The organism is Streptomyces sp. NBC_01450, assembly GCF_036227505.1.
Taxonomy (GTDB): domain Bacteria; phylum Actinomycetota; class Actinomycetes; order Streptomycetales; family Streptomycetaceae; genus Streptomyces.
Genome location: NZ_CP109480.1, coordinates 7,471,378 through 7,495,748 on the forward strand (window position 1 = coordinate 7,471,378; position 24,371 = coordinate 7,495,748).

Consider the following 24,371-nt stretch of genomic DNA (forward strand, 5'->3'; position numbering starts at 1 on the left):
CGCGTGGGGTGCCGTCGGCGGTCCGTGAGACCCTTGAGTCATTACTGACCGCCGACGGAAAGCCGCGTAGTGACCGCCACGGACCGCTCCATCGAGCTCATCACCACCGCCGCACAGGCGGCCGCAGACAAGCTCGCGCACGACATCATCGCCTACGACGTCAGCGACGTTCTCTCGATCACCGACGCCTTCCTGCTGGCGTCCGCACCCAACGACCGCCAGGTCAAGTCGATCGTCGACGAGATCGAGGAGCGGCTGAACAAGGAGCTCGGCGCCAAGCCGGTGCGCCGCGAGGGCGACCGCGAGGCCCGCTGGGTGCTGCTCGACTACGTCGACATCGTGGTGCACGTGCAGCACAGCGAGGAGCGCGTCTTCTACGCCCTGGAGCGGCTGTGGAAGGACTGCCCGGAGCTGGACCTGCCCGCCGACGCCAAGGCCACCCGCGGCAAGGCCGCCGAGCACGCCAAGCTGCAGGCCGAGGAGGACTCCGCCGAACTCGGGGAGCTGCGGTGACCGCGGCGGGTGCCGAGCCGGGGAGGGCACCGGCCACGGGCGGCGCCCAGGCGGGGCGGCAGCCGACCGTCGCCGGTGTCGAGGCCGGGGAGAAGCCCGGCCGGGGCCGCCGCGTCATCCTGTGGCGGCACGGCCAGACCTCCTGGAACGTGGACCGCCGCTTCCAGGGCACCACGGACGTCGAGCTCACCGAGACGGGCATCGGGCAGGCCCGCCGCGCCGCCCGGCTGCTCGCCTCGCTGAAGCCCGACGCGATCGTCGCCTCGGACCTTCAGCGCGCCGCGAACACGGCCGCCGAGCTGTCCGCTCTCACCGACATCGACGTCGTCCACGACGAGGGCCTGCGCGAGACCTACGCGGGCGTCTGGCAGGGGCTGACGCACGAGGAGATCATCGCCCGGTACGGCGACGAGTACGCCGCCTGGAAGCGCGGTGAGCCGGTGCGCCGCGGCGGTGGCGAACTGGAGACCGAGGTCGCCGACCGCGCGGCCCCCGTGGTGCTGAGCCACGCCGACAAGCTCCCCGAGGACGGCACCCTCGTGGTGGTCAGCCACGGCGGCACGATCCGCACCACCATCGGGCGCCTGCTCGGCCTGGAGCCCCGGCACTGGGAGAGTCTCGGTGGCCTCTCCAACTGCTGCTGGTCCGTCCTCGGAGAGGGCGCGAGGGGCTGGCGACTGCTCGAGCACAACGCCGGCACACTGCCGGAGCCGGTGCTCGGCGACGACGACTGAGCGGCCCTCTGTCCGGTCCCGGGGGCCGGGCGGGACCGGATTTCACTTTCTGGCAGGTCGCAGGCTAAAGTTCTTCTTGTTCGCCCCGCCGGGCGGGAAGAACGCAAGGGGCTATAGCTCAGTTGGTAGAGCGCCTGCATGGCATGCAGGAGGTCAGGAGTTCAATTCTCCTTAGCTCCACAGATCAACTCTCTTGAGTTGTCAAAGATCAGTACAGATCAGTGATGAGAATCCCGTTCCTTTCGAGGAGCGGGATTTCTTCATGTACCCCAAGATGCCGGTGACATGGACGACATCGGTCCCAGGGACTCCGTGGCCGCCGCGAGTGACGGTGGCCACAACCTCTCCCGCCGCTCCCGCAGAATCGCCAGCGCCTTGCGCGCCTTCTCGTCGTCCGGGGTGTAGGCGACGATCCGGCACTCCGGCATCCCGTCGATGGACAGCGACACCGAGGTCATCCGCAGCTCGCCCACCGCCTCATGGCGGAACGTCTTCACACGCGGTCCCGGCGGGAGGACGTCCCCGCCCGCCCACAGCTCGGCGAAGCGCGGGCTGGCGGCCGACAGCCTGCGTATGTAGTCCTCCCAGGCGGGCTCGCCGACATGTCTGCCGTACGCGGAGCGCAGCGTCGCCACCATCAACGGCAGTTCGCTGTCCCGGAACACCACGGGGCAGCCGGGCTCGGGCACGGTGAACAAGGTCCACAGCACGTTGGGAACGCCGATGTCGAGCGTCTGCGGCACGAAGAACAGGTCACGGTAAGGGGGGTTGGCGGCGAGGATGTCGTACCGCGAGTTGTAGACCGCCGCGGGGCGCGGATCGAGGGCGTCGATGATGCCCTGGATCTCGGCGCCCACGGTGTGCGCGGGGAGCTCCGGCTCTGCCGCGTAGGGCACTTCGGCCAAGTGATACAGATGCTCCCGCTCGGTCTGGTCCAGGCGCAGGGTGCGCGCCACCGCGTCCAGGACCTGAGGAGAGGCGTTGATGGGGCGGCCCTGCTCCAGCCATGTGTACCAGGTCACACCGACTCCGGAAAGCTGTGCGACCTCCTCGCGGCGCAGCCCTGGTGTACGGCGCCGGAAGCCCGGAGGCATTCCCACGTCGGCGGGTGTCACCCGCGCCCGCCGGCCGCGCAAGAAGGTGGCCAGCTCCGGCCTGCGACGCTGTGTCGTGTTCATCGGCTTCACTTCCCCCGTCTTTCATCGTCCGTGCCGAACCCGTCCGCTGCCAGGTGCTGTCAGTACCAGCATCGGCGGGCTCTCGTCACCCGTATCCGGCCGCCGCCAGGCTCGGAGCCATGACGACGACGACCCCCGGGGGCACAGGTCCCGCAGCGGATTCACGTCCTGCGACCAGTAAAGCCCCCGGCACTGACAATCGCCCCGGCCGACTGCTCGCGGTCGTGCTCACAGCCCAGTTCATGGCACTGCTCGACGTCTTCATCGTGAACGTCGCCGTGCCCACGATCGGTTCCGAACTCCACGCGTCCGGCGCGGGACTGCAGTTGGTGGTCGCCGGATACTCCATCGCGTACGCCGTACTGCTGATCACCGGCGCGCGCCTCGGCGACCTGCTCGGCCACCGCCGCGTCCACCTCGCCGGGCTCGGGCTGTTCACGGCCGCCTCGCTGGCCTGTGGACTGGCGCGGGGAACCGGGGAGTTGATCGCCTTCCGGCTGGTGCAGGGCGCGGGTGCGGCCGTGATGATCCCGCAGGTGCTCAGCCTGATCCAGCGCCACTTCACCGGCGAGGCCCGGGCCCGTGCCCTCGGCGCGTACTCCGCCGTCCTCGCGACCGGCGCCGCGGCCGGACAGGTGCTGGGCGGTGTACTGGTCAGCGCCGACCTGTTCGGCACCGGCTGGCGGCCGGTCTTCCTGGTCAACGTGCCCGTGGGCCTCGTGCTCGTGGCCGTCGGCCGCCGCGTCCTGCCCCGGGACGAGGCGGGAGCCGTCGAGCGCTCACGCGGCCTCGACCTGCCGGGCCTCGTCCTGCTCGCCGCCGCCGTGTCACTGTTCACCGTGCCGCTCGTGCTCGGCCAGCAGGAGGGCTGGCCGCTGTGGTCCTGGCTGTCGCTCGGCGCGGCCGCGGTCTCCTTCACCCTTTTCTGTCTGTACGAGTCCCGGCTCTCCCGGCGCGGAGGGGCGCCACTGATCGCGCCCCGGGTGCTGCGCCACCCCGGCATGAGCCTCGCGGTCTTCCGCCTGCTCGCGGTGATGGCGGTCAACGCGGGCTTCCTGTTCGTGCTCACTCTGCACGTTCAGGGCGGCCTCGGGTACAGCGCGCTGCGCGCCGGTCTCACCTTCGCGCCGACCGCGGTGGTCTTCGGCCTGGTCGGTCTGACCTGGCGCAACTGGCCGGCCGCCCTGCTGCGTGTCCTGATCCCGGTCGGCTTCGCGATCGCGGCTGCTTCCGTGGCCGGCGTCGGAGCCGTGCTGAAGGGCGGGGGCGACGGCGGTCCCTGGCTGTATGTGGCGTTCGCGGGGGTGGGGACCGGTCTCGCGCTGGGCTTCAGCCCCACGCTGACCAGGGCTCTGGCCACGGTGCGGCCCGAGGACGCGGCGGACGCCAGCGGACTGCTCGCGACGGTCACCCAGCTCGGTCAGCTGATCGGTGTCGCGGCCTTCGGCACACTCTTCTTGAACCGGCTTGAGTCACTTGGGGCTCCCAGGGCGTATACCTCTGCGGACGCGCTCCTCGTGTGCACGTATGCGCTGGCCGCGACGGCCACGTCGGGTGCCGTGTCCGGACTGGTACGAAGGCGTCGCTGACCGTATTGCTCCGGCCGTGGCAGAATCAAACGGCCGGAAGGGGGCGCGGCCCGACGGGAGGGAGAAGCGATGCCTGCGAGCATCCTCGAGGAGGTCGACGATCTCCTCGATGTGGCACAGACACGTAGAAGAGCCACTCTCCTCGACTGCCCTTCCTGCGGATCGGTCCACGTCGCCCAGGTCCTCGGCGACAACGGCGGGATCTCCTACGTGTGCACGGCCTGCGGCCACAGCTGGAGCTGATCGATGGGTGCACACAGGCGGAAGTGCGATTGGTGCGGCAGTGGTACGCCGATCGTCCGCGACATGGAGCCGGTCAACCACGACTACCAGTACTGGTGCGAGGAGTGCGCTCGGGCGCTGATCATAAAAGGCGACCCGATCGAGACGTACCGCGAGCTGGAGGGCGAGCCGATCTACGGCCGGCTCCTCGACGAGCACTGCACGCTCAAACGGTTCTATTCGTTCGCCACAGCCTGACCCCGATCAGGGTCAGGAAGACGAGACCGGCTCCTTCGTAGAGAGCCGACAACGTCAACTGGGCGCCCGTCTGGTGCAGTTCGAGCCGTCCCGGGCCGTGTGGCACCCACCACAGCGCGTACGAGCAGAAGACCAGCGCCGTACCGACGGCGGCCGCCCGGCCGCGCGTGCCGAGGATCAGCACCATCGGCACGCACCACACCCAGTGGTGCGACCAGGACACCGGGCTGATCAACAGCGCCGTGACCGCGCAGGCGGCCACCGCCCAGGCGCGCCGTCCGCGCAGCTCCGCCGCCACGGCGAACGCGAGGCCCAGGGAGCCGGCCACGGCCGCCGAGGCGATCCACCAGAGGCCCGGTCGCGCGGTGTGCAGCAGCCGGGCCAGCACCCCGCGCAGCGACTGGTTCGCGGTGTCCTCGACGAGCCCGACCCGGCCCGTCTCGAAGACCATGCGCCCCCAGAAGTGCCATGAGTCGTACGGCAGCACGGAGGCCGCCAGCAGTGTCGCCCCGGCGAACGCGACCGCCGCCCCGCGCGCGTGCCGCAGCCAGGGACCTCCGGGGCCCTGGCGCGCGCGGGCCACGACGCCGGTGACCAGCAGGAACACCGCGAAGAGTGCCGGAGTCAGCTTGATCGCCGCCGCGAGTCCGATGCCCACCCCGGCCCAGCGGTGCCAGGGCCGCCGTGTCAGGTCCCACAGCACCAGCACACCGAGCAGCAGATTGATCTGCCCGTACCGCACGGTCGTCCACACCGGCTCGCACCAGACGGCCACCGCGGACGCCCACCAGACGCCCTCTACGCGCGCGTGGTCGACGAGCCGCAGCGAGAAGGCCACGAACACCACAAGAAGGGCCAGGTTCCCTGCCGTCGCCACGGTCCGCATGGTCGACGTGTCCAGCAGCGTCAGCGGTGTGAACAGCAACGCGGCGAACGGCGGGTAGGTGGTCGGCAGATGGGCCTCGGTCGTACGCAGCGCGTAGAGGTCACCGCCCGCGCGGACGGTCTCGCCCTCCGCCCGGTACACCATCAGATCGATCATCGACACGTGCGCGGCCCGCTGCGCCCACCAGAAGACGGCGAAGGACAACAGGCACGCCCCCAGGGCGACGGGCGCACGGCGGCGGACACGGGGGAGCGCGATCACGGTCACGAAGGCCGACACTATCCCTCATGTCCGTATTGTCCGCACGGCGCCTAATCGATTTGGTGGTGCACGGGGAGGACCGTGTAATGTTGGCGTCGCCGCCGGGGAAACCGGGCGACACGGTGGATATGCGGTTTCGCCGCATGGCCGCGAGGGGCTATAGCTCAGTTGGTAGAGCGCCTGCATGGCATGCAGGAGGTCAGGAGTTCAATTCTCCTTAGCTCCACAAAGATTGAAGGCGGGTCACCCGATCAGGGCGACCCGCCTTCGTCGTTGTTCAGCGGCCGCTGCCGAGGGCCCGACGGCCACGGCGCTGCGAGAGGACCGGCAGGTTGTTGCGTGCCGGGGCGGAGGACCGGGTGTCCTCCTCGATGCGCAGCGCGAGCGCCGGGCAGCGCCGTACGGCCCGCAGCGCCTTCGCCTCCGCGTACCGGGGCACCTGGGCCTGCGCGACGGTGGGGAAGCCGTCGGCGCCCAGTTCGAAGACCTCGGGGAGGATGTCCGCGCACAGGCCGTGTCCGCGGCACAGGGTCCAGTCGACGTAGATCTTCTGGCGGCTGGGGCCCGCCTCCTCGACCGCCTGGCCGCCCGGGATGCCGGTGGGGAGCTGACCGCCCTCGAAGAGCGGCAGAACGCCCTCCACGGGCCTTCCGCAGCCATTGCCGAGGACATGGGCGGCCAGGTCGTCCGTGAACGCTTTGATGGTCGACTCGATGAACATCGCCGAGCCGTCCGGGTGCGAGCAGGCGCCGCGTCGCTTCACGGCCTTGGCGACCTGCTTCACGGCCTCCAGGGCGGCCGGTCCGCCGCCGTTGAGGATGTCCTCCAGGCCGCGCGCCGCGGCGGGCAGGCCGAGGTAGCAGGGACCGCACTGTCCCGCGCTCTCCTCGGCCAGCCACTGGGCCACCCGGAGCGACTCGCCCAGCGGGCACGTCTCCTGGGTGATCGGGAGGATCGCGCCGGCGCCGAGCGCGCCGCCCACCGCGTCCAGGGAGTTGCGCGAGACGATCGCCTCGTTGACCGTCGCGGCGTCCAGCCACTTGCCGTGGTAGCCGCCGGTCAGTACACCCTGGGGCATCGGCGGGGCGCCGGCCAGCTGGAGCACATAGCGCAGCGGCACGCCGGTGGGTACCTCGATCACCATGGGGCGGGCGACCGCGCCGGAGATGGTGAGCATGACGGTGCCGGGCTCGTCGTACAGACCGGTGTTGCGGTAGCGGTCGGGGCCGATACGGGCGGCGATGGCCAGCTGCGCGTACGTCTCGGCGTTCGACAGCAGGGTGGGCGCGCCGCCGACGCCGCTCTGCGACGCGCTGATCTTGCGGCCCGGCGGGACGGCCGGGCCGCCGTCGATGGAACGGATGAGCGAAGCGGCCGCTCCGGTCACCATGCGCACCGGATTGCGCTGCACGCGCGCGCGCAGCGGCGATCCGCGCCGGTCGCTGAGGCCGCGCTCGGCCAGCGCGGCCTCCATGGACCGCTGGGTCGACTCGCGGGTCACCCCGATGACCAGGGTGCGGGCGCCCATGGCCTCCGCGGCGAGCAGGGCGCCGTCCAGGATGAGGTGCGGGGCACGGTTGATGAGCACCGTGTCCTTGCGGCAGGCGGGTTCGTCCTCGCTTCCATTGACGACCACGACGGGTCGGATGCCCTTGCTGATGGCCGACTCGGCGACCGAGCGCAGTTTCTTGGCGAAGGGGAAGCCCGCGCCGCCGCGGCCCTTCAGGCCGATGGCCTCGGCGAGGCCCGCGAGCTGTTCACCGCCCATCGGCTCGAGCGGCCCGTGCACCTTGAGGTGCATGGGCAGATCGAGCCGTTCAACCAGGTCGAAGCCCGACGTGAGCTGCGGAAGTCCGACGACGCGGACCTCCGGGACGTCGGGCAGGGCCTCGTTCACTTAAAGCCTCCGGAAGGGGCGTTCCATGGTTCACCGGAGCCAGGAGCGTCGAAGGCGCCCGGCAGTACGTCAGGCGTGGGACCGCTGCCGTACGTGTCGTTGGTGTTGTACGTACCGAAGGCGGGGTTCGACTCACCGTTGTTGTACACATCACTCGTGCCGTACGCGGCAGTCGCCGAATTGTCGTAGACGGGGATGTTGTATCCCGTGTCGGCGAGCGGGTCGTACGCGGAGCGGGGCGCCTCGCCGACCGGCGGCGGCGAGGGGACGGGCCAGCTGCCCGACGTGCTGCCACCGCTGTCGGCGCGGGGGAACGTCTCCGTCGGCTGCATGTTCATGGGCATCTGGATGCGCTCGGTCGGGGAGGCGCCGGGGGGGGTCGCGCCGGGCGTGCCCGAGACGGCCCGGTAGGCGGCCGCGAAGCCGGACGTCGTGTCCGCGGCGGCGGGGTCGGCCGGGGTCTGGTAGAGCGACTGCTCGGGGGACTGTGTGCGCTGCGGGGGTACGAAGGGGTCGCCCGAGGACTGCTGTGCGGGGCGCGGGGCGAAGCCCTGAAGGGAGTTCTCCGCCAGGGCGGCACGGGAGGCCGTCAGGTCCTCACGGGCGGAGCGGCCACCGGCACCGCCGCCCTCGCCGAGGATCGCCAGGATCCGGTCGGCGACCTTGCGCTTGAAGGAGTGGGGGGCCGCACGCAGGGCGAGGGCCGCGCCGACCCCGACCAGGCACAGCTCGTACGACACCATGAAGAACGGCTTCGCCGCCCGTCCCGCGTAGAGACCATGGATCAGCGCCGCGCACAGGGCCGGGTAGGCCAGCATGTGCATCGCACGCCAGCGCGCCGCGACCGGTGCCGGGGCGGCGAACTGATTGCGCAGTGCGCCGGTGATGCCCACGAAGATCATGAGCAGCCCGGCCAGGGAGCCGAGGCCGATGAGTCCGGCGCTGCCCTTGACGCCCAGGCTGAAGGGGATCAGCGCGGCGATCAGGACGGTGTGGTCCAGCGCCAGTTTGATGGTGATGTGCACCAAGAGGAACGCGATCGAGCCGACGGCCGTCACGCGGTGGATGCCCTGTGCCACGATCCGCTGACGCGTGTTGAGGATGAGCCGGTCCTGGGCGATGAGGCCCCAGATGACCGAACACGTCAGGGAGACGAGCGACAGGACGCCCGCACCGAAGTTGAGGAAGTCCTGGAGTTGGTTGCCTCCGGCCAGCACGACCACGGGTATGAGTAGCAGGACGGCAGCCGTCGCCACCCCGTAGGCCGAGCGGCCCGGTCGGGGAAGCGTGCTGCCACTGCGACGAGGGTTCATAGGGGGTTACTCCCAACGGTTCGGGGAAGCGGTCCCGAAGCCGAACTCTAAGTCGAGCCATACCGATGGGTACGAGGTTTGAGTTATTGCGTTGTTACCAAAGAGCTTCCAGGTCTTTGTGTTGTCCCCTTAGCGGCCGTTACGCGAAGTAATATTTGAATATTGTTCAGTTTTTTTGGCGTGATTGTGACGAGGGGCACGGCGTGTCGAGCGCCGCCGGAAGCTCGTCGCGGCGCGCGCGGGGGCTGCGGTACCCTGACGCCATGCGTGCCGTACGCCTTCTGCTTAGCGAGCCGCGCTGATCAGTCCCGGCCACTGACGACTCGTGGTCGGAATCGGCGCGGCGTCCCCTCCTGTGCGAGGGGATTTTTCATTTCTAAGCCGCTGGCAGAGACGATCGATGGAGCTTTGAGGATCATGAGCGAGACGAACCCCGCTGCCGCCTCCGAGGTGGCAGCGCCGCACCGCTACACGGCCGCGATGGCCGCTGAGATCGAGGCACGCTGGCAGGACTTCTGGGACGCCGAGGGCACGTACGAGGCGCCGAACCCCAGCGGTGACCTGGCGGGCGACCCGGAGCTGGCCGCCAAGCCCAAGAAGTTCGTCATGGACATGTTCCCGTACCCCTCGGGCGCGGGTCTGCACGTCGGCCACCCCCTGGGCTACATCGCCACCGATGTGTTCGCCCGGTTCCAGCGCATGACGGGCCACAACGTCCTGCACACCCTGGGCTTCGACGCCTTCGGTCTGCCCGCCGAGCAGTACGCCGTGCAGACGGGCACCCACCCGCGCGTGTCCACCGAGGCCAACATCGAGAACATGAAGGCTCAGCTGCGCGCGCTGGGCCTGGGTCACGACAAGCGCCGGTCGTTCGCCACGATCGACCCGGAGTACTACAAGTGGACCCAGTGGATCTTCCTGCAGATCTTCAACTCCTGGTACGACGACGAGGCGGACAAGGCCCGCCCGATCTCCGCGCTGATCGCCCAGTTCGAGAGCGGCGAGCGCGCCGTGCCGAGCGTTGACGGCGCCACGCGCGCGTGGAACGAGCTGACCGCCACCGAACGCGCCGACGTCCTGAGCGAGTACCGGCTGGCGTACGCCTCCGACGCGCCCGTCAACTGGTGCCCCGGGCTGGGCACGGTGCTGGCCAACGAGGAGGTCACCGCCGACGGCCGCTCCGAGCGCGGGAACTTCCCCGTCTTCAAGGCCAAGCTGCGCCAGTGGAACATGCGCATCACCGCGTACGCCGACCGGCTGCTGGACGACCTGGAGGCGCTGGACTGGCCCGAGGCCATCAAGCTGCAGCAGCGCAACTGGATCGGCCGCTCCGAGGGCGCCCGTGTCGACTTCCCGATCGACGGCGAAGCCATCACGATCTTCACCACCCGCCAGGACACGCTGTTCGGCGCCACCTACATGGTGCTGGCGCCCGAGCATCCGCTGGTCGACAAGTTCGTCCCCGAAACTTGGCCCGAGGGCACCCACGAGGTGTGGACCGGCGGTCACGCGACGCCGGCCGAGGCCGTCGCCGCGTACCGCGCCCAGGCCGCCTCGAAGTCCGACGTCGAGCGCCAGGCCGAGGCCAAGGACAAGACCGGCGTCTTCACCGGCGCGTACGCGACCAACCCGGTCAGCGGCGAGCGGATCCCCGTCTTCATCGCCGACTACGTGCTGATGGGCTACGGCACCGGCGCGATCATGGCCGTCCCCGCGCACGACACCCGCGACTTCGCGTTCGCGCGCGCCTTCGAGCTGCCGATGCGCTGCGTCGTCGAGCCCTCCGACGACCGCGGTACGGACGCCTCGACCTGGGACGACGCCTTCGCCTCGTACGACGCGAAGATCGTGAACTCCGCCGGTGACGAGGTCTCCCTGGACGGCCTGGGCGTCGTCGACGCCAAGGCGCGCATCACCGAGTGGCTGGCGCGCAAGGGCATCGGCGAGGGCACCGTCAACTTCCGTCTGCGCGACTGGCTGTTCAGCCGCCAGCGCTACTGGGGCGAGCCCTTCCCGATCGTCTACGACGAGGACGGCGTCGCACACTCGCTGCCCGAGTCGATGCTGCCCCTGGAGCTGCCGGAGGTCGAGGACTACTCGCCGCGCACCTTCGACCCGGACGACGCGAACACGTCCCCGGAGACGCCCCTGTCCCGCAACGAGGACTGGGTGAACGTCACCCTGGACCTGGGTGACGGCCGCGGCCCGCGGAAGTACCGCCGCGAGACCAACACCATGCCCAACTGGGCCGGTTCCTGCTGGTACGAGCTGCGCTACCTGGACCCGCACAACGACCAGAAGCTGGTCGATCCGGCCATCGAGCAGTACTGGATGGGCCCGCGCGAGGGCCAGCCGCACGGTGGCGTCGACCTGTACGTCGGCGGCGCCGAGCACGCCGTGCTGCACCTGCTGTACGCGCGCTTCTGGTCGAAGGTGCTGTACGACCTGGGGTATGTCTCCTCGGCGGAGCCGTTCCACAAGCTGTTCAACCAGGGCATGATCCAGGCCTTCGTGTACCGCGACAGTCGTGGCATCGCGGTGGCCGCCGCCGAGGTGGAGGAGCGCGACGGCGCGTACTACTACCAGGGCGAGAAGGTCTCCCGGCTGCTGGGCAAGATGGGCAAGTCCCTGAAGAACGCGGTCACTCCGGACGAGATCTGCGCCGAGTACGGCGCGGACACCCTGCGTCTGTACGAGATGGCGATGGGCCCCCTGGACGTGTCGCGGCCGTGGGACACGCGCGCGGTGGTGGGCCAGTACCGCCTGCTGCAGCGGCTGTGGCGCAACGTCGTCGACGAGACCACGGGCGAGGTCACGGTCGTCGACACCCCGGCCGACGAGGACACCCTGAGGGCGCTGCACAAGGCGATCGACGGCGTGCGCCAGGACCTGGAGGGCCTGCGCTTCAACACCGCCATCGCCAAGGTCACCGAGCTGAACAACCACCTGACCAAGGCCGGCGGCCCCGTGTCGCGTACGGTCGCCGAGGCCCTGGTGCTGCTGGTCGCGCCGCTGGCCCCGCACATCGCCGAGGAGCTGTGGCGCAAGCTGGGCCACACCGACTCGGTCGTCCACCAGGACTTCCCGGTGGCCGACCCGGCGTACGTCGTGGACGAGGCCGTGACCTGCGTCGTGCAGATCAAGGGCAAGGTCAAGGCGCGCCTGGAGGTCTCCCCGTCGATCTCGGACGCGGAGCTGGAGAAGATCGCGCTGGCCGACGAGAAGGTCGTCGCCGCGCTGGACGGCGCGGGCATCCGCAAGGTGATCGTGCGGGCGCCGAAGCTGGTGAACATCGTCACGGCGTAGCCGCTTGTCCCGGTCCGGCACGGATGGGTGGCTTGGCTAGGGGTAGTCCCCTACGGGCAGGTTCGGGGTTCTTCCGGAACTCCGGACCTGCCCGTTGCGTTTACCGTTGAAGAGCGACGCGGCGGTTGCCGCGACCGTCCGGAGGAGGAGCGTGGTGGAAGCCGTGATCACAGTAATCGCCCTGCTCTTCCTGCTGTTCGTGGTGCTGGGCGCATACGCCACGGTGAAGGTGATCGGCGCCGCCAAGCGCGGTGTGGACCGCACGATCTCCCAGGCCCGCCGCACGGTCGAGGACACCACCCTGCGCGCCAGGACCCTCGCCCAGCCGGGCCCGGCGGGCGAGATCGCCCAGCTGAGGCTGACGCTGCGCACCTCGATGCGGGCCACGCAGGACGCGCTGCACTCGGGCGTGAGCGAGGACGAGTCCCTGAAGGAATCCCTGGGACTGTTCGAGCGGCTCAGTGTGCACGGGCGCGAGCTGGACGACGAGCTGAGGCGCCTGGAGAGCGAACCGGACAAGAGGACGCTCTCCACCCGGCTGCCCGAGCTGCGCGAGCGCACCGAGCGGATCACGCAGTCCGCCGACTCACTGCGCTGGGCCGCACGCGACCGGGCCCGCCGGTTCGCCGCCGACGACCTGGACTCGCTGAGTGACCAGATCGACGTCGAGGCGGGCGCCCTGCGGCACTGGACGACCGAGCCGAGGCCCACGGCCTCCTGGCCCGAGGCTCCGGCCCCGGACACGGCCACGTCCGGCGGCCAGACCTGGCCGGAGCCCCCGCGGTCCCGCCCGGCAAACGAGCCGCCGCGCTCCGCCATCGCCCCACCGGGACAGCGGCCCGCCTACCCTTGGCAGAAGAAACCCCGTCCCGAGAGCACGACTTGACCTGACCTAGACCGCAGGTGAAAGGGGGCGGGCTGCCGTCCGCGCCCCCCGGCAGGTAACCTCCAGCTCATGTCCCGCCATGTCGCGATCGTCACCGATTCAACGGCCTACTTGCCGCCCCGGACGATGGAGCGCCACGGCATCACCGCGGTGCCCCTGACTGTGGTTCTCGGCGACCAGGCGCTCGAAGAGGGCACCGAGATCTCGGCCCGCTCCCTGGCGCAGGCACTCCAGAAGCGGCGCCCCGTCACCACATCCCGGCCCAGCCCCGAGGTCTTCGCCTCGGTCTACCGCAGGGTCGCCGAGTCCGGCGCGACCGACATCGTCTCGCTCCATCTGTCCGCCGAGATCTCCGGCACGTACGACGCCGCCGTCCTCGCGTCCCGTGAGGCCCCGGTCCCCGTGCGGGTGGTGGACACCGGGATGGTCGCGATGGCCCTCGGGTTCTGCGCGCTGGCCGCGGCCGAGTCCGCGGAGGCGGGGGGCACCGTCGACGAGGCGGTCACGGCCGCGGAGAAGCGGGCCGCCGGCACCTCCACGTACTTCTACGTCGACACCCTCGACTATCTGCGCCGCGGTGGCCGGATCGGCGCCGCGCAGGCGCTGTTGGGCTCCGCGCTCGCGGTGAAGCCGCTGCTGCAGCTCGACGGAGGGCGGATCGAACTCCTGGAGAAGGTACGGACGGCGTCCAAGGCGATCGCCCGGCTCGAGGAGATCGTGGCCGAACGCGCGGGCAGCGCCCAGGTCGACATCGCCGTCCACCACCTCGCCGCCCCCGAGCGGGCGTCCGCCCTCGCGGACCGTTTGCGGGCGCGGGTGCCGGGCGTGGTCGATCTGCATGTGAGTGAGGTCGGCGCGGTGATCGGGGCGCACACGGGCCCCGGACTGCTGGGGGCGGTCGTCTCGCCTCGGTGAGGCGGAGGAATTCGGTGGTGGCGGAGCGCGGGCGGCCGCGTCTGCCGGGACCACTGCGTCTGCTGCGTCTGCTGTGCCTGGGGTGACTCGTGTGGGTGACGGAGATATCCACAACTGGATAGTTTTCCCCTAGATTTGAGCAAGATCATCGCGAGGGTGGGGAGTTGCCCGATCCTCGACGCATGGCACTTCGATCACGCTCACGCACCGCCACACCGACCAGCGGTCCGGGCCGCGGCCCCGTCTCCGACGGCCGCACCCGCCACCGCCGCCACCACTCGCCAAGCCGCGCAGGTACAGGCGCAGGCGCAGGCGCAGGCGCAGGTACAGGTACACGTACAGGCACCGGCGCTGGCGCCCGTGTCCGACACCGCGATGCCTCGGCCGAGGCGCTCCGGCTGCGCGCGCAGGCGCTCTTCTCAGAAAGGCCCGGCACACGAGGGGAGTTGGGGAACGGGCCGCCGGGCGTGGACCGGGATGTGGGAGGCCCAAGGGGGAGCACCGCGGCAGGGGCCGGGTTCGCCGAGGTTCGGGGAAGCGGCGGCTCTTCGCACACCAGCGTCCTGGACCGTGCCGAACCGAGTCCGAGCCCGAGCCTGAGCGCGAGTCCAAGTGCGAGTGCGAGTCACCGTGCGGAGCGCGGCGCTTCCGCGCCCGGGGTATCGGCGGCATGGCGGGAGCGGGCCGGGCTTGCCGTGCGGGAACGGATGCCGCTGTGGCTTCAGTCGAGGTGCGGTCTGGAGCGCAGGAGTGTGACCGCACTCGGTGTGCTGCTCGTTGTCGCCGTCGTTTTCGCCGTGCAGCAGTTCTGGGGCGGTAGGACGCAGTCGGTGCGGGCTCCCGAGGTGGTGCGGGCAGTGGCGCCGTACGGCGGACAGAGCGGCGCGGTGGAGCGGAAGTCCACGGAGCCGGGAGGATCGGCCGGGGCGCCACCGAGCCCGGCCGGCTCGACCGACTCGACCGGGACCGCGATCGTGGTGGACGTCAGCGGCAAGGTGCGCAGTCCTGGGCTGCAACGACTACCGGCCGGCTCTCGGGTCGAGGACGCGCTGCGGGCCGTGGGCGGGGTGCGGCCGGGGGTGAACACCGAGGGGCTCAACCGGGCCCGCCTCCTGGTGGACGGCGAACAGATCGTGGTGGGTGCCCCCGCCTCCGTGGCCGGACCGGTCACGGGTGGCGGCTCCAGCGCCACCGGGACCGGCGGATCCGCTTCAGGAGCGGCTCCTTCGGCTCCGGTCTCCCTCAACACGGCCACCGTGGACCAGCTCGACACCCTGCCGGGCGTCGGTCCCGTCCTGGCACGGCACATCATCGACTACCGAACCCAGCACGGCGGCTTCCGCTCGGTCGACGAGCTCCGTGAGGTCAACGGAATCGGCGATCGCCGGTTCTCCGATCTGCAGAAACTCGTACGGCCATGAGCGGGCCCACCAGGTCCTCGCCGACTTCCGTGACCCCTTCACCCTCATCGCTCTCTTCGACCTCACCGCCCCACGCGGCCGCGGTCTCCGGGCCGACGGATGCCACGCGGAGCACCCGGCACTCCCGGAGCCGCCGAGCCGTGTACGCCGCCTCGGGAAAGCGGCTCGGCAGCGCGCACCCCCGGGAGGAAGGGCCGACGGATCTGCGGCTCGTGCCACCCGCGCTCGCGGTCTGGGTGACGGCGGCGGTGACAGTGGGCGCCCCGCCCGGACCGGTCACAGCCGTGGTGGTGGGCTGCCTGGTCGTGGCCGGTGCGTTGTTGGTGGTGGGTCGGATCAGGGTGCGCGGGGCGACGGCGTACGGCGCACTACGGTCCGGCGCGTGGCCGCGGGTCTCCGTCGTCGCCTCGCTGCTCTGTGTCGCGGCGGCCGCCGCCTCCGCGGGGCTGCACGGGGCGGATGTGCGCCGCGGCCCGATCCCCGCCCTGGCGCGGCAGTACGCCCAGGTGACCGCCGAAGTGGAGGTCACCTCCGACCCACGGCTGACCCGGCCCCGGATCAAGGGGGATCACGCGGCGCCCACGGCCGTACTGCTCGACGCGGAGGTCCGGCGTGTGACCCGGGCGGGCGGAGACGGGGCCGTGGTGACGACGCGTACGCCGGTGCTGGTGATCGTCGACGCGCGTTCGCCGAGGGGCTCGCCCCGGCTGCCAGGCGGGCGCTCGCCCTGGCTGTCGCTGCTGCCGTCCACACGGTTGCGGGTGCCCGCGAGGCTGGCTCCCGCGCTGTCGGACGGGGACCGGATCGCGGCCGTGCTGAGAGTGCGGGGGAGCGCGCCGCCGGAGGTGGTGGGCCCCCCGTCCGGGCCGCAGCGGTTCGCCGGCCGGTTGCGCGAGGGTCTGCGGCAGGCGACCGACGGGCTGGAGGCCGACGCGCGGGCGCTGCTGCCGGGGCTGGTCGTGGGGGACACCTCACGGGTCACACCCGAGCTGGACGACGCGTTCAAGGCGACGGATCTCACGCATCTGCTGGCTGTCAGCGGAGGCAACTTCACGATCCTGCTCGCCCTGTTCGTCGGACCGCCGGGTCTCGCCCAGCGCGCCGAGCGGCGTGGCCTCGCACCGAGGCTCGGCATCCCGCTGCGGGCCACCGCCCTGCTCGGTGGCGCGGTCACGCTCGGCTTCGTGATCGTGTGCCGACCGGACCCGAGCGTGCTGCGGGCCGCGGCCTGCGGATCGATCGCGCTGCTCGCCCTCGCGACCGGCCGCCGCAGATCGCTGGTCCCCGCCCTGGCCACGGCCGTACTGCTGCTGGTGCTGTACGACCCCTGGCTGTCCCGGAGTTACGGCTTCCTGCTGTCCGTGCTGGCGACCGGCGCCCTGCTCACGCTCGCCCCGCGGTGGAGCGCGGCGCTCCAGAGACGTCGGATGCCGCCGCGCCTGGCCGAGGCTCTCGCCGCCGCAGGTGCCGCACAGGCCCTGTGCGCGCCGGTCGTCGCGGTTCTGTCGGCCCGGGTGAGTCTGGTGGCGGTGCCGTGCAATCTCCTCGCGGAGTTCGCCGTCGCGCCGGCCACGGTACTGGGGTTCGCGACGCTGGCGACGGCGACGCTGGCGCCGCCCGTGGCCAAGGGGCTGGCGTGGTGCGCGAGTTGGCCGGCTGGCTGGATCGCCGACATCGCCCGGACCGGCGCCGCGCTGCCCGGTGGGGGAGTGGACTGGCCTGCGAGCTGGCCGGGGGCGCTGCTGCTCGCCCTGGTCACGGCGGTCGTCGTGCTCGTCGGCCGACGGCTCCTGAGGCACCCTTGGTTGAGCGGGGCCTGTGTCGTGGTGTTCTTGCTGGCCGTGGTTCAGCCGGCCCCACTCACCAGGGTGATCACGGGATGGCCGCCGCCCGGCTGGCGGTTCGCGATGTGCGACGTGGGACAGGGTGATGCGACGGTGCTCGCGGCGGGTGAGGGGACCGCGGTGGTGGTGGACGCGGGACCCGATCCGGCGCTGGTCGACCGCTGTCTGACCACGCTCGGCATCACCCGGATCCCGCTCGTCGTACTGACGCACTTTCATGCCGACCATGTGGCGGGGCTGCCGGGGGTGCTGCGCGGGCGTGCGGTGGGGGCGATCGAGACGACGGGGTTCGCGGAGCCGCCGGACCAGGCCGAGTTCGTACGGAGGGAGGCGGCCGAACGGCATATCTCGGTGACGTCGGCCGTGGCGGGTGAACGGCAGCGCGTCGGAGGTCTCGACTGGCAGGTGCTGTGGCCGCCACCGAGCCCGGCACCCACTCCGGACGGGCCGAACGACGCCAGCGTCGCCCTCCTCGTACGGTCGGCGGGGCTGCGGCTGCTGTTGCTCGGCGACCTCGAACCACCGGCGCAGCAGGCGCTGCTGAGATCGCCCGCGGCCGGGGAGCTGGCGGCCGTGGACGTGCTCAAGGTCGCCCATCACGGCTCGGCCTATCAGGATCCGGAGCTCATACGGAGGGTGGCCCCGCGGCTCGCCCTGATCTCGTGCGGCCAGGACAACCCGTACGGGCATCCCGCGCCCGGCACGGTCGCGGCGCTGCGTGCCGGGGGTGCCGTGGTGCTGCGGACGGACAGGGACGGGGCGCTGGCCGTCGTCGGCGCGGGCGGCGGGCTGAGTGTGGCGAGAGACTGAGGTCATGAATTCCGCACAGGCCGATGCCTACCTCCGTCGGATCGGGGCCCATCACCCCGCGTGGCCCACCTCGGGTGTGCTGCGCGAGTTGCACCTGCGTCATCTGAAGGCGGTGCCGTTCGAGAACCTGTCGATCCATCTGGGTGAGGAGATCGTGCTGGAGGAGAAGCGCCTGCTGGACAAGGTGGTGGGCGCGCGCAGGGGTGGCTTCTGCTACGAACTGAACGGCGCGTTCGGGGCGTTGCTCGGGGCGCTGGGCTTCGACGTCACGTTGCTCGCGGGACGGACGTATGGGGAGGAGGGGCGGCTCGGGGTGCCGTACGACCATCTCGCGCTGCGGGTGCGGACGGTGGACGGGGGCGACTGGCTGGCGGACGTCGGGTTCGGGGCGCACAGCCACTATCCGCTGGCCTTCGGGGTGCGGGCCGAACAGGCGGATCCGGGCGGCACGTTCAGGGTGGTCGAGGCCGGGCCGGACGCGGCGGGGGTGCGGGGCGTCGGCGGGCGGCGGGAGGCCGAGGATCTGGACGTCATCAGGGACGGTGGTCCGCAGTACCGCCTGGAGGTGCGGCCGCGGGTGCTGGGGGACTTCGTCACCGGGGCCTGGTGGCACAGCACCTCGCCGAAGTCGCATTTCACGCGGTCGCTGGTCTGTTCGCGGGTGACGGACGACGGAGGGCGGATCACGCTCAGCGGTCGGAACCTGACGGCGACGGCGCCGGACGGGACGAAGGAGGTGTCCGAACTGGCCACGGACGAGGAGGTGCTGGCGCTCTACCGGGAGCGCTTCGGGGTTGAGTTGGGCCGGGTGCCGGAGGTGCGGAAGGACTGATTCCGGCTCTTTGGGAGAGCGGTCGGCCGGAGGGGTCAAATAGGGTTACTCGTGCGTAGTCCCAGCACATGTGCTGGATTCCCGTGATGTGGTCCCGAGTTGCCCCGAAAGCCGCACCAGTGGTCGAATGCATCTTCGACAACAGGTGCTTTCAAGTCGTGCGGGGTGTCGTGGATGATCGGCCGCTGGTGGGGAAACCGAACGGATCGGACGCAGCGGACGGGTCCTCTCGCCGCGGTGCAGACGCCGCCCAGTGCCGGGGTGCTGAGCTGCCGGGTGCTCGACCCGGTCAACGAGCCGGTGCCGCACGCGGAGTTCGCGGTCAGTGACGCCATGGGGCGCAAGGTGATGGGCGGGGGCACGGACCCGTTCGGGTCCTTCGTGGCGACGGTGCCGGCGGGTGAGTACCGGCTCGCGGTGTCGGCGGAGGGGTACACGCCCTACCGTGCGAACGCGGTGGTCGAGGAGAACGCGCTGGCCTCGCTCGGTGATGTGACGTTGCAGGTGGCCCAGCCACCGGTGTTGCCGCAGCCGGGCGACTGGGAGATCGAGCCGATGCACTCGTCGATCGGCTTCACCGCGCGGCACATCGGACTGGCCAGGATCCACGGGCGGTTCAACACGTTCGCGGGGGCGATACGGATCGACGAGGGCGTGGAGCGGTCGGCGATGCATGTGGTGATCGACGCCGCGTCCATCGACACCAACGTCAAGATGCGCGACGACCATCTGCGGTCCGCGGACTTCCTGGACGTGGCGCGCTTTCCGACGTTGGAGTTCTACAGCGAGCGGTTCGTGCACCGGGGCGGCAACCGCTGGGCGGTGACGGGGGCGCTGTCGCTGCATGGGGTGACGCGTACGGTGACGCTCGACACGCAGTACCTCGGGCTCGGCCACGGGATGGAGAGCGAGGTGCGGGCGGCCTGCCGGGCCACGACCGAGCTGCACCGGGACGACTTCACGGTGAGCTGGCAGACGATGCTCGCGCGCGGCATCGCGGTGGTCGGGCCGAGCATCAGGATCGAGCTGGACGTGCAGATCGTCCAGAAGAGCTGACCCCGGCGTCGGCGCTGTCCGGCGTGGCGGAAAATGTCCTCGTGAGCGATGTGAGACATGTGCTGGTACTGCCCGACCGTGATGCCGCGGAAGAGGCGGTGGAGGCGATCGGGGACCGGTTCGGGCTCGACGAGGAGCCGCAGCTCGTCAGGGACGCGCTGGCCGGTGAGGACGATGCCGAGGACGCGCAGTGGCTGGTGGTCCTGACGGATCCCGGGGAGCGGCTCGATCCGAAGGAGCTGGACGAGTTCGCGCGGGAGTGGGACGGCTGGCGCGAGGAGCCGTAGCGCTCCGCCGGGGGCGGGGAGTGCGGGTGGCTTGCCGAGGCGGGGAGCCGCGGGTGGTTCGGCGGCTCGGGGGTCCGGGGGGTGGGGTGGGGCTGGTCGCGCGGGTCCCCGTGCGGGACGCGTTGTCGGTCGGCGGCGGTGTCACGATCGCCAAAACCGCCTACGCGTATCAATGTCAGTGGCGCGTGGGATGCTTTCGGTGATGGCCAAGAAGACCGCTCAAGACGACCCTCTCGCCCCCGTCACGCTTGCCGTGGGCCAGGAGGACCTCCTGCTCGACCGTGCCGTGCAGGAGGTGGTGGCTGCCGCCAGGGCCGCCGACGCCGACACGGACGTACGAGACCTCGCTCCGGACCAGTTGCAGCCCGGCACGCTGGCCGAGCTCACGAGTCCCTCGCTCTTCTCCGAGCGCAAGGTCGTGGTCGTACGCAATGCGCAGGATCTGTCGGCCGACACCGTCAAGGACGTGAAGGCGTACCTGGACGCGCCGGCCGAGGAGATCACCCTGGTGCTGCTGCACGCCGGTGGGGCCAAGGGCAAGGGGCTGCTCGACGCGGCGCGCAAGGTGGGGGCGCGGGAGGTGGCGTGCCCCAAGATGACGAAGCCGGCGGACCGGCTGGCGTTCGTGCGCGGGGAGTTCCGGGCGCTCGGGAGATCGGCCACGCCCGAGGCGTGCCAGGCGCTGGTCGACTCGATCGGGAGTGATCTGCGGGAGCTGGCGTCCGCGGTGTCGCAGCTGACCGCGGATGTCGAGGGGACGATCGACGAGGCCATCGTCGGGCGGTACTACACCGGGCGGGCCGAGGCGTCGAGCTTCACCGTGGCCGACCGGGCCGTGGAGGGGCGGGCCGCGGAGGCGTTGGAGGCGTTGCGGTGGTCTCTGTCGACCGGCGTCGCGCCCGTCCTGATCACCAGTGCGTTGGCTCAGGGGGTGCGGGCGATCGGGAAGCTGTCCTCCGCGCGGGGCGGTCGGCCGGCCGATCTTGCCCGTGAGCTGGGGATGCCGCCGTGGAAGATCGATCGGGTGCGGCAGCAGATGCGGGGGTGGACGCCGGACGGGGTCGCGGTCGCCCTGCGGGCGGTCGCCGATGCCGATGCGGGGGTCAAGGGCGGGGGAGATGACCCTGAGTACGCGCTGGAGAAGGCGGTCGTGGCGATCGCTCGGGCGGCTCGGTCTCGTCGGGGCTAGCGCCCGGCTGGGCTGGGTCTGGGTGGGCTGAGTCTGGGTGGGCTGAGCCCGGGTTCTCTCGCCCCCGCCGCCCCTACCCGTCCCATCCCCGACCTGGGGGCTTCGCCCCCAGGCCCCCGGGGTGCGTTCTTCGGCCGCGGGCCGGTGGGGGCTGGTCGCGCAGTTCCCCGCGCCCCTCGGGCGGGGCTTCGCCCCGATTCCCGTTTGTCCGGTGGGGGCTTGCTCGCGCAGTTCCCCGCGCCCCTCGGGCGGGGCTTTGCCCACGCCAAAAGCCCCGTTCGTCCTCCTGGGGAAGGAGGGGAACGGGGCCTTTGGTTCACGATGGTGGATCCACGCCCGCGTGGCGAACGCAGGCCGCGCGTGGGTCCGGGGGTGCCGGGCAGGAGCGGAAGAGAGGGCCCGCTGGGTCCTTTCCGGCGGTCAAGTCAGGGGTTGAGCCCGATAGGGCCCAGCCGACTCAGCCCTTGAGGGAAGCGACCTTCGAAGCAAGCGCCGACTTCTTGTTGGCGGCCTGGTTCTTGTGGATGACGCCCTTCGAGACGGCCTTGTCGAGCTGGCGCGACGCAGCGCGCGTGTACTCGGTGGCCTTCTCGACGTCACCCGCGGCAGCGGCCTCGCGGGCCTTGCGGATCGCGGTCTTCAGGGAGGACTTGACCGACTTGTTGCGCAGCCGAGCCTTCTCGTTGGTCTTGATCCGCTTGATCTGGGACTTGATGTTCGCCACGAATGAGCCTTTACAGGTTCAGGCGCGCGAGACAGCACGTCTCGCTCGCCGTTTGATTTCCTTGGGGTGTGCCTCCTGCAGAGAGGGCACGAGACACAGCCACCCAGGCTACCAGTAGCCGCACGACCGGCCCAAACCGGTCGCAGCTCCCCACCCGTGGGACCATGGAGCCTACGTATCGATCCGACCCGAGGCGACAGGCGCCTCAAGAGACAGGACCCTGCGTGCCCGCGACCCCTAACAATGTGCCCGAGCCGAGCCGTACCGCCCCGGCTCTGATCCGCAATTTCTGCATCATCGCGCACATCGACCACGGCAAGTCCACGCTCGCCGACCGCATGCTCCAGCTGACCGGGGTGGTCGAGCAGCGGCAGATGCGTGCTCAGTACCTCGACCGCATGGACATCGAGCGCGAGCGCGGCATCACGATCAAGTCCCAGGCGGTCCGGCTGCCCTGGGCCCCGACGGAGGATCCGGGCAACACCCACATCCTCAACATGATCGACACCCCCGGGCACGTGGACTTCACGTACGAGGTGTCCCGGTCGCTGGCCGCCTGCGAGGGGACCGTTCTCCTCGTCGACGCCGCCCAGGGCATCGAGGCGCAGACCCTCGCCAACCTCTACCTGGCGATGGAGAACGACCTCAAGATCATCCCCGTACTCAACAAGATCGACCTGCCGGCCGCGCAGCCGGAGAAGTTCTCCGAGGAGCTCGCCAACCTCATCGGCTGTGACCCCGATGACGTGCTGAAGGTCTCCGCCAAGACGGGGCTGGGTGTCGAGGCCCTGCTCGACAAGGTGGTCGCCGAGATCCCCGCCCCGATCGGCGTCCAGGACGCCCCCGCTCGCGCGATGATCTTCGACTCCGTCTACGACTCCTACCGCGGTGTCGTGACGTATGTGCGTGTCATCGACGGGCAGCTCAACAAGCGTGAGCGGATCCGGATGATGTCCACCGGAGCGACCCATGAGCTGTTGGAGATCGGCGTCTCGTCCCCCGAGATGACGCCGGCCGACGGGCTGGGCGTCGGTGAGGTGGGCTACATCATCACCGGTGTGAAGGACGTCCGGCAGTCCAAGGTCGGTGACACCATCACCACCCTCAACAAGGGGGCGACCGAGGCGCTCGGCGGGTACAAGGACCCCAAGCCCATGGTCTTCTCCGGGCTCTATCCGCTGGACGGGTCCGACTACCCCGAGCTGCGTGACGCCCTCGACAAGCTGCAGCTCAACGATGCCGCGCTCGTCTACGAGCCGGAGACCTCCGCGGCGCTCGGCTTCGGTTTCCGCGTCGGTTTCCTCGGGCTGCTGCACCTCGACGTGATCCGGGAGCGGCTGGAGCGCGAGTTCGGGCTCGATCTCATCGCCACCGCGCCCAACGTGGTCTACCGCGTCCTCATGGAGGACGGGGCGGAGCACGTGGTCACCAACCCGAGCGAGTTCCCCGAGGGGAAGATCAGTGAGGTGTACGAGCCCGTCGTGCGCGCCACGATCCTCGCGCCCTCCGAGTTCATCGGCTCGATCATGGAGCTGTGCCAGACCCGGCGCGGCACCCTGCTCGGCATGGACTACCTGTCCGAGGACCGGGTCGAGATCCGGTACACGCTGCCGCTCGCCGAGATCGTCTTCGACTTCTTCGACCAGTTGAAGTCGAAGACGCGGGGTTACGCCTCGCTCGACTACGAGCCCACCGGTGAGCAGACCTCCAGCCTGGTCAAGGTCGACATCCTGCTGCACGGCGACAAGGTGGACGCCTTCTCGGCGATCACCCACAAGGACGCGGCGTACGCGTACGGTGTGCGGCTCGTCGCCAAGCTGCGCGAGCTGATCCCGCGGCAGGCCTTCGAGGTACCCATCCAGGCCGCCATCGGGTCGCGCGTCATCGCACGCGAGACCATCCGCGCCATCCGCAAGGACGTCCTCGCCAAGTGCTACGGCGGTGACATCTCCCGTAAGCGGAAGCTGCTGGAGAAGCAGAAGGAGGGCAAGAAGCGGATGAAGATGGTGGGCTCTGTGGAGGTTCCGCAAGAGGCCTTCATCGCCGTGCTGTCCAGCGACGACAGCGGTGGGTCGGCCAAGGGCAAGAAGTAACGGCGCTCGCCTCGGAAAGCCGGGCGCAACAGGGGCCCGTCGCGCGAATGTGCGGCGGGCCCTCAGTATGCGAGCGGTCGCTCTCTGTAGGAATTGAACCCTCCCCAGCCGAAGCAGGGGATTCCTGGCTCACGCTGCTCGGCCGCTCAGCGAACGG

General features: G+C 70.6%; 20 protein-coding genes and 2 tRNA genes. 17 read left to right on the forward strand and 5 right to left on the reverse strand.

Annotated features, from left to right (window positions below):
• The first annotated feature begins 69 nt into the window (after nt 1-69).
• The 3 genes from rsfS to OG568_RS33230 all read left to right on the forward strand — a co-directional run bounded on the left by rsfS (nt 70) and on the right by OG568_RS33230 (nt 1,427).
• Nucleotides 70-513 (forward strand): ribosome silencing factor, encoded by a 444-nt coding sequence (gene rsfS, locus OG568_RS33220; protein WP_168491454.1) that lies wholly within the window; start codon nt 70-72, stop codon nt 511-513.
• 116 nt (nt 514-629) lie between these two features.
• A complete protein-coding gene (locus tag OG568_RS33225; RefSeq protein ID WP_329536528.1) occupies nt 630-1,247 on the forward strand; it encodes a histidine phosphatase family protein in 618 nt (205 codons plus the stop codon).
• Between the two features lie 107 nt (nt 1,248-1,354).
• Nucleotides 1,355-1,427, forward strand: a tRNA-Ala gene (locus OG568_RS33230).
• A gap of 80 nt (nt 1,428-1,507) precedes the next feature.
• On the opposite strand, the gene OG568_RS33235 is transcribed toward OG568_RS33230, so the two are convergent.
• Nucleotides 1,508-2,425: a helix-turn-helix transcriptional regulator gene (locus OG568_RS33235; protein ID WP_329534207.1), complete on the reverse strand. Its 918-nt coding sequence runs from the start codon at nt 2,423-2,425 to the stop codon at nt 1,508-1,510.
• A 224-nt stretch (nt 2,426-2,649) separates the two neighbouring features.
• Here OG568_RS33235 and OG568_RS33240 point away from each other — a divergent pair, with 224 nt between their 5' ends.
• From OG568_RS33240 to OG568_RS33250, 3 genes are all read left to right on the forward strand, one after another.
• A complete protein-coding gene (locus tag OG568_RS33240) occupies nt 2,650-4,014 on the forward strand; it encodes an MFS transporter (protein ID WP_329534208.1) in 1,365 nt (454 codons plus the stop codon).
• Nucleotides 4,015-4,083: 69 nt separating this feature from the next.
• Nucleotides 4,084-4,257, forward strand: a complete 174-nt coding sequence (locus tag OG568_RS33245) for a hypothetical protein (RefSeq protein WP_101405208.1) — start codon at nt 4,084-4,086, stop codon at nt 4,255-4,257.
• 3 nt (nt 4,258-4,260) lie between these two features.
• Entirely contained in the window at nt 4,261-4,494 is a 234-nt protein-coding gene (locus tag OG568_RS33250; protein WP_010986886.1) for a hypothetical protein, read from the forward strand.
• On the opposite strand, the gene OG568_RS33255 is transcribed toward OG568_RS33250, so the two are convergent.
• Entirely contained in the window at nt 4,463-5,647 is a 1,185-nt protein-coding gene (locus OG568_RS33255) for a glycosyltransferase 87 family protein (protein WP_329368457.1), read from the reverse strand. The genes OG568_RS33250 and OG568_RS33255 overlap by 32 nt on opposite strands.
• Nucleotides 5,648-5,794: 147 nt before the next feature.
• Between OG568_RS33255 and OG568_RS33260 the strand changes: the two genes are divergently transcribed.
• Nucleotides 5,795-5,867 (forward strand) — tRNA-Ala (locus OG568_RS33260).
• Nucleotides 5,868-5,918: 51 nt separating this feature from the next.
• On the opposite strand, the gene OG568_RS33265 is transcribed toward OG568_RS33260, so the two are convergent.
• Nucleotides 5,919-7,538, reverse strand: coding sequence for an NADH-quinone oxidoreductase subunit NuoF family protein (locus OG568_RS33265; protein WP_168491452.1), 1,620 nt, complete (start codon nt 7,536-7,538; stop codon nt 5,919-5,921).
• Entirely contained in the window at nt 7,535-8,851 is a 1,317-nt protein-coding gene (locus OG568_RS33270) for a cytochrome b/b6 domain-containing protein (protein ID WP_329534209.1), read from the reverse strand. Before OG568_RS33270 ends, OG568_RS33265 begins: the two co-directional genes overlap by 4 nt.
• A gap of 417 nt (nt 8,852-9,268) precedes the next feature.
• On the opposite strand from OG568_RS33270, the gene leuS reads away from it, so the two are divergent.
• The 9 genes from leuS to holA all read left to right on the forward strand — a co-directional run bounded on the left by leuS (nt 9,269) and on the right by holA (nt 21,397).
• Complete coding sequence (leuS, locus tag OG568_RS33275) at nt 9,269-12,157, forward strand: leucine--tRNA ligase (RefSeq protein WP_329534210.1); 2,889 nt, start codon at nt 9,269-9,271, stop codon at nt 12,155-12,157.
• Nucleotides 12,158-12,320: 163 nt separating this feature from the next.
• Complete coding sequence (locus OG568_RS33280; protein WP_329534211.1) at nt 12,321-13,043, forward strand: hypothetical protein; 723 nt, start codon at nt 12,321-12,323, stop codon at nt 13,041-13,043.
• Nucleotides 13,044-13,112: 69 nt separating this feature from the next.
• Nucleotides 13,113-13,958 carry a DegV family protein gene (locus tag OG568_RS33285; RefSeq protein ID WP_266414009.1) on the forward strand — a complete coding sequence of 282 codons (846 nt, stop codon included), beginning with the start codon at nt 13,113-13,115 and terminating at the stop codon, nt 13,956-13,958.
• 596 nt (nt 13,959-14,554) lie between these two features.
• Entirely contained in the window at nt 14,555-15,379 is an 825-nt protein-coding gene (locus OG568_RS33290) for a ComEA family DNA-binding protein (protein WP_329536529.1), read from the forward strand.
• A 140-nt stretch (nt 15,380-15,519) separates the two neighbouring features.
• Nucleotides 15,520-18,033, forward strand: coding sequence for a ComEC/Rec2 family competence protein (locus tag OG568_RS33295; RefSeq protein WP_329534212.1), 2,514 nt, complete (start codon nt 15,520-15,522; stop codon nt 18,031-18,033).
• A 4-nt stretch (nt 18,034-18,037) separates the two neighbouring features.
• On the forward strand, nt 18,038-18,865 hold the full coding sequence (locus OG568_RS33300; RefSeq protein WP_329534213.1) for an arylamine N-acetyltransferase family protein: 828 nt from the start codon (nt 18,038-18,040) through the stop codon (nt 18,863-18,865).
• Nucleotides 18,866-19,039: 174 nt separating this feature from the next.
• Nucleotides 19,040-19,921 carry a YceI family protein gene (locus OG568_RS33305; protein ID WP_266414025.1) on the forward strand — a complete coding sequence of 294 codons (882 nt, stop codon included), beginning with the start codon at nt 19,040-19,042 and terminating at the stop codon, nt 19,919-19,921.
• A 41-nt stretch (nt 19,922-19,962) separates the two neighbouring features.
• Nucleotides 19,963-20,208, forward strand: coding sequence for a hypothetical protein (locus OG568_RS33310; protein WP_266414026.1), 246 nt, complete (start codon nt 19,963-19,965; stop codon nt 20,206-20,208).
• 202 nt (nt 20,209-20,410) lie between these two features.
• Nucleotides 20,411-21,397, forward strand: a complete 987-nt coding sequence (gene holA / locus OG568_RS33315) for a DNA polymerase III subunit delta (protein WP_201264271.1) — start codon at nt 20,411-20,413, stop codon at nt 21,395-21,397.
• A gap of 457 nt (nt 21,398-21,854) precedes the next feature.
• Here the strand turns inward: holA and rpsT are convergent, their stop codons facing one another.
• Nucleotides 21,855-22,121 (reverse strand): 30S ribosomal protein S20, encoded by a 267-nt coding sequence (rpsT, locus tag OG568_RS33320; RefSeq protein WP_075032712.1) that lies wholly within the window; start codon nt 22,119-22,121, stop codon nt 21,855-21,857.
• Nucleotides 22,122-22,345: 224 nt separating this feature from the next.
• On the opposite strand from rpsT, the gene lepA reads away from it, so the two are divergent.
• Nucleotides 22,346-24,214, forward strand: coding sequence for a translation elongation factor 4 (gene lepA, locus OG568_RS33325; protein WP_266414027.1), 1,869 nt, complete (start codon nt 22,346-22,348; stop codon nt 24,212-24,214).
• The last annotated feature ends 157 nt before the right edge of the window (nt 24,215-24,371 follow it).

What these genes read in the sequence shown, in the direction of transcription:
- OG568_RS33235 (WP_329534207.1), bottom strand. Translation starts at nt 2,425, where the DNA reads ATGAACACGACACAGCGTCGCAGGCCGGAGCTGGCCACCTTCTTGCGC.
- OG568_RS33245 (WP_101405208.1), top strand. Translation starts at nt 4,084, where the DNA reads ATGCCTGCGAGCATCCTCGAGGAGGTCGACGATCTCCTCGATGTGGCA.
- OG568_RS33250 (WP_010986886.1), top strand. Translation starts at nt 4,261, where the DNA reads ATGGGTGCACACAGGCGGAAGTGCGATTGGTGCGGCAGTGGTACGCCG.
- OG568_RS33270 (WP_329534209.1), bottom strand. Translation starts at nt 8,851, where the DNA reads ATGAACCCTCGTCGCAGTGGCAGCACGCTTCCCCGACCGGGCCGCTCG.
- leuS (WP_329534210.1), top strand. Translation starts at nt 9,269, where the DNA reads ATGAGCGAGACGAACCCCGCTGCCGCCTCCGAGGTGGCAGCGCCGCAC.
- OG568_RS33285 (WP_266414009.1), top strand. Translation starts at nt 13,113, where the DNA reads ATGTCCCGCCATGTCGCGATCGTCACCGATTCAACGGCCTACTTGCCG.
- OG568_RS33300 (WP_329534213.1), top strand. Translation starts at nt 18,038, where the DNA reads ATGAATTCCGCACAGGCCGATGCCTACCTCCGTCGGATCGGGGCCCAT.
- OG568_RS33305 (WP_266414025.1), top strand. Translation starts at nt 19,040, where the DNA reads ATGATCGGCCGCTGGTGGGGAAACCGAACGGATCGGACGCAGCGGACG.
- holA (WP_201264271.1), top strand. Translation starts at nt 20,411, where the DNA reads ATGGCCAAGAAGACCGCTCAAGACGACCCTCTCGCCCCCGTCACGCTT.